Source organism: Microbulbifer sp. (assembly GCF_036563125.1).
In the GTDB taxonomy this organism is placed as follows: Bacteria; Pseudomonadota; Gammaproteobacteria; order Pseudomonadales; family Cellvibrionaceae; genus Microbulbifer.
In genome coordinates this window covers 1-4,077 of the sequence record NZ_DATCMV010000166.1, presented here as the reverse complement: position 1 = coordinate 4,077, position 4,077 = coordinate 1, and the positions used below count along the sequence as shown (strand labels likewise).

Below are 4,077 nucleotides of genomic sequence, written 5' to 3'. Positions count from 1 at the left end.
TCAGGGGCACTTCCACCCTGGTATCGTGATCGCGGCGGATCAGGAAGATCGCGGGCGGAAGTTTAAGAACTACATGAATTCTGTCATTGATAATCCTTACTTTGTCGGTGTGCATATGTTCCAGTACATGGATTCCCCCATCACCGGGCGAGCATTTGACGGGGAAAACTATGCAAATGGCTTTGTTTCTGTGACCGATGTGCCTTATGCGGAAATGGTGAAGGCGGCAAAAGAAGTCCACGAGGGACTTTACCAGCGGCGTTATGGTGATCTCGCTAAAGCGCAAGTCGAGTCCTCCAAAGCGCAGTAATCAAGACCCTCCGATCGTAATTTCCGGGCCGCAGTAGCGGCCTATTGAACAGGCGCAATGTCCAGCCGGGCATTGCGCTTTTTTTATGCCCGGATTTCGCGAGTCGGGTGGAGGGGACAACCGGCGCACTTGCTTCCCCCCTGGTCATGTATTGATTGATGGAAGAGTTCGGTCAAGGCAGCCGTCGGGCGGCCGGAAAAATAGGGATTGACGTCAATTGTTAACAATATACAATAAACAAAAATGCTAACGAATGAATGGACTTTGGGGTTCCTCCATGTTGATGGAAATTAAAGAACGCGTGTCTCACCAGCTGGCGCCCAGCACCATCTCCGCCACAAAGGTTGAGTATTACCAAGTGCCTCTGGCAGAAGTGCTGTCCGATGCGAAGCATGGCGATCACACCCATTTCGAATTGCTGGTATTTCGCGTGCGTTGTGCCGATGGAATGGAGGGTGTCGGATACACCTATACCGGTGGGCGAGGTGGTCGCGCGATCTATTCGCTGTTGCAGGACGACATCCAGCCGTTGCTAGAGGGGCGTGACGCATCGAAAATTTTTGCCATCTGGGAGGAGATTCAGAGCCATCTGCATTATGTGGGGCGTGGTGGCCTGCTGAGCTTCGCCTTGTCCGCCGTCGACATTGCGCTTTGGGATCTGCGCTGCAAGCGCCTGAATCTGCCGCTGTGGAAAGTAGCAGGTGGCGCTTCCAATACCACCAGGTGCTATGCCGGTGGTATCGACCTGAATTTTTCCGAGTCCAAACTTCTGGACAATGTCTCCGGCTACCTGGCGCGCGGCTTCAACGCCGTGAAGATCAAGGTCGGCAAGGAAGACTACCGCGAGGATGTGGCTCGTGTGGAAGCGGTGCGCAACCTCATTGGCCGTGATGTCACGTTCATGGTGGACGCAAACTACTCAATGACCATTGAGAAGGCGGTGCGCTTTGGTCGCGCGATTGACCACTGCGACATCACCTGGTTCGAAGAGCCGACCATCCCCGATGATTATGTAGGCTACGGTCGTATCGCCGATGCCATCAATATTCCGTTGGCGATGGGTGAAAACCTGCACACGGTGCATGAGTTCACCTACGCCATCGATCAGGCCAAGCTCGGTTTCCTGCAGCCAGACGCCTCGAACATTGGCGGTATTACCGGCTGGCTGAAAGTGGCGGAACTGGCTTATGCCCACAATATCCCTGTGTGCAGCCACGGTATGCATGAACTGCACGTGGGGCTCATGGCCAGTCAGCCACACGCTGGCTACCTGGAAGTGCACTCTTTCCCCATTGACGAATACACCACCCGTCCCATCGTGCTGGAAAACGGCCGAGCTGTGGCTTCCGACGAAGCGGGTACCGGGGTGACCTTTGATGAAACGCTGCTGAGACCGCATCTGGTCAAGCACTCCTAACAGGTATTTTCCATGCAAGCTCAAGCTGCCCAGTACGTTGGCAACAAGTCTTTTGAAGTGGTTGAAGGTCGCTGCGAAGCGCCGGCCGCCGATGAGGTGCGCCTGAAAGTCGGCTACGTAGGAATCTGCGGTACCGACATGCATATTTACCACGGTGTTATGGATCAACGAGTGAAGCCGCCACAGGTAGTGGGTCACGAGATGTCCGGTGTCGTCGACGCAGTGGGTGCAAGTGTTAATGGCTACAGTGTGGGCGACCGGGTGGTGGTGCGGCCGTTGGATTACTGCGGAAACTGCCCGGCATGTAACGAAGGTCACAGTCACATCTGCCACAACCTGAAATTCATGGGTATCGATTCTGTAGGTGCTTTCCAGAGCTACTGGAACGTCAAGTCGCGCACCCTGCACAAGCTACCGGAAAACGTATCATTGAAACAGGGTGCCTTGATCGAGCCTCTGGCGGTCGCCTGTCACGATATTTCTCGCGCACGTCTGAAAGCTGGAGAGAAGGCGGTCATTCTTGGTGGTGGTCCGATTGGCCAGCTGGTAGCGCAGGTTGCGATCGGCATTGGTGCCGAAGTGATGATTTCCGAACCTAGCCCGGAGCGCCGCGCCTTCGCAGAAAAAACCGGTGCGCTGGCGATCAACCCGCTCGAGCAAGACCTCAAAGCCGCTGTGGAAGACTGGACCCGTGGTAAAGGTGCGGATGTGGTTTTTGAAGTGTCGGGGGTGCAACCCGCAGTTGACGCGATGACAGAAATTGCTTCGGTACGCGGCCGTATATGCATGGTGGCCATTCACTCCAAGAAGCCACAACTGGATCTGTTCAAGTTTTTCTGGCGCGAGCTGGAGCTGGTCGGTGCGCGTGTCTATGAGGCGGCTGACTTTGAGCAGGCCATTGAAATGGTCTCCTCCGGCAAGATCGATCTGGTGCCTTTCATCAGTAAGATCGCACAGTTGAGCGACATCGGTAGCGCCTTCGCAAGCATGGACGGTAACCCTTCCGGCATGAAAGCACTGGTTGCCTGTGGTGCGGAAGACTGATAAGCAAATCTGAAACACGTTTAAGTGAATCGAATGAGACTCAAGTGATGTTGGAAATGTTCAGCCTGGCAGGCAAAAAAGCGCTGGTTACCGGATGTAATCGCGGTATTGGTAAGGCAATGGCCGTGGCGTTAGCCGAAGCCGGTGCGGACGTGATTGGAGTGTCTGCGAATCTTAACCTCGATGATTCAGACGTGGGCCGTGAAGTCGCTGCGGCAGGTAGAAACTTTTACCCTTATCAGTGTGATTTTTCCGATCGCAGCTCGCTGTACGGATTTATCGATAAGGTAAAAAGTGATCACGCCCAGATCGATATTCTGGTGAACAATGCCGGTACCATCTTGCGTGCACCAGCTGCCGAGCACGGCGACGATCTTTGGGATAAGGTGATTGAAGTTAATCTGAACTCTCAATTTATTCTCAGTCGCGAAATCGGCAAAGAAATGGTCGCACGCGGTTCCGGTAAAATCATTTTTACCGCTTCGCTGCTGACCTTCCAGGGCGGGATCACCGTTCCTGGCTACGCTGCCAGTAAGGGTGCCATAGGGCAGATCACGATGGCCTTGTCCAACGAGTGGGCCTCTAAAGGCGTGAATGTAAATGCGATCGCGCCGGGTTATATCGCCACCGACAACACCCAGGCGCTGCGCCAGGATCGCGATCGCGCCGCCAGTATTCTTGCCCGTATTCCTCAAGGCCGATGGGGTGAGCCTGCGGACTTCAAGGGTCCTGTGGTCTTTCTCGCTTCCACAGCATCCGATTACATGAGCGGTAGCGTCTTGCTGGTGGACGGCGGCTGGATGGGGAGATAACAGATGGCCATCAAGAACAACGTCAATTTTATCAATGGTGAATACGTTTCCTCCCTTTCGAATGACATCATTGAAGTGCTGAACCCGAGTACAGGTGAGTTGCTCGGCACGATACCCAAAGGCTGTGCCGAGGATGCAGATGCCGCGCTCAAGGCTGCCAAACAGGCGCAAAAAAGCTGGGCCAAGTGGACTGCGCGGAATCGCGCCGCATTGCTGCGCAAGTTCGCTGTCGCCATCCGCGCAGAATCGGAAAGTCTGGCAAAGCTGCTGGTCATGGAACAGGGCAAGCTGATCGGTGTTGCCCGCGCTGAAGTCAATGCGACTGCAACGTTTATTGAATACGCCTGTGACAATGCGCTGACTCAGGAAGGCGATATCCTGCCTTCCGATAACGAAGACGAAAAAATCTTTATCCACAAAGTGCCGCGTGGTGTGGTGGTTGCCATTACCGCCTGGAATTTTCCGCTGGCACTGGCCGGCCGCAAGATCGGCCC

At 54.7% G+C, this 4,077-nt stretch carries 4 protein-coding genes and 1 pseudogene; all 5 read left to right on the top strand.

The window, feature by feature from the left end:
- Positions 1 to 310, top strand: a pseudogene (locus VIL80_RS14060) (agarase); the annotation flags it as partial.
- A 277-nt stretch (positions 311 to 587) separates the two neighbouring features.
- Positions 588 to 1,727 carry a mandelate racemase/muconate lactonizing enzyme family protein gene (locus VIL80_RS14055; RefSeq protein ID WP_332036724.1) on the top strand — a complete coding sequence of 380 codons (1,140 nt, stop codon included), beginning with the start codon at positions 588 to 590 and terminating at the stop codon, positions 1,725 to 1,727.
- Between the two features lie 12 nt (positions 1,728 to 1,739).
- On the top strand, positions 1,740 to 2,771 hold the full coding sequence (locus VIL80_RS14050) for a zinc-dependent alcohol dehydrogenase (RefSeq protein WP_332036723.1): 1,032 nt from the start codon (positions 1,740 to 1,742) through the stop codon (positions 2,769 to 2,771).
- A 47-nt stretch (positions 2,772 to 2,818) separates the two neighbouring features.
- Positions 2,819 to 3,583, top strand: a complete 765-nt coding sequence (locus tag VIL80_RS14045) for a 2,5-didehydro-3-deoxy-L-galactonate 5-reductase (RefSeq protein WP_332036722.1) — start codon at positions 2,819 to 2,821, stop codon at positions 3,581 to 3,583.
- A gap of 3 nt (positions 3,584 to 3,586) precedes the next feature.
- Positions 3,587 to 4,077: aldehyde dehydrogenase family protein (locus VIL80_RS14040; RefSeq protein WP_332036721.1), on the top strand; the 491-nt coding region annotated here is incomplete at its 3' end.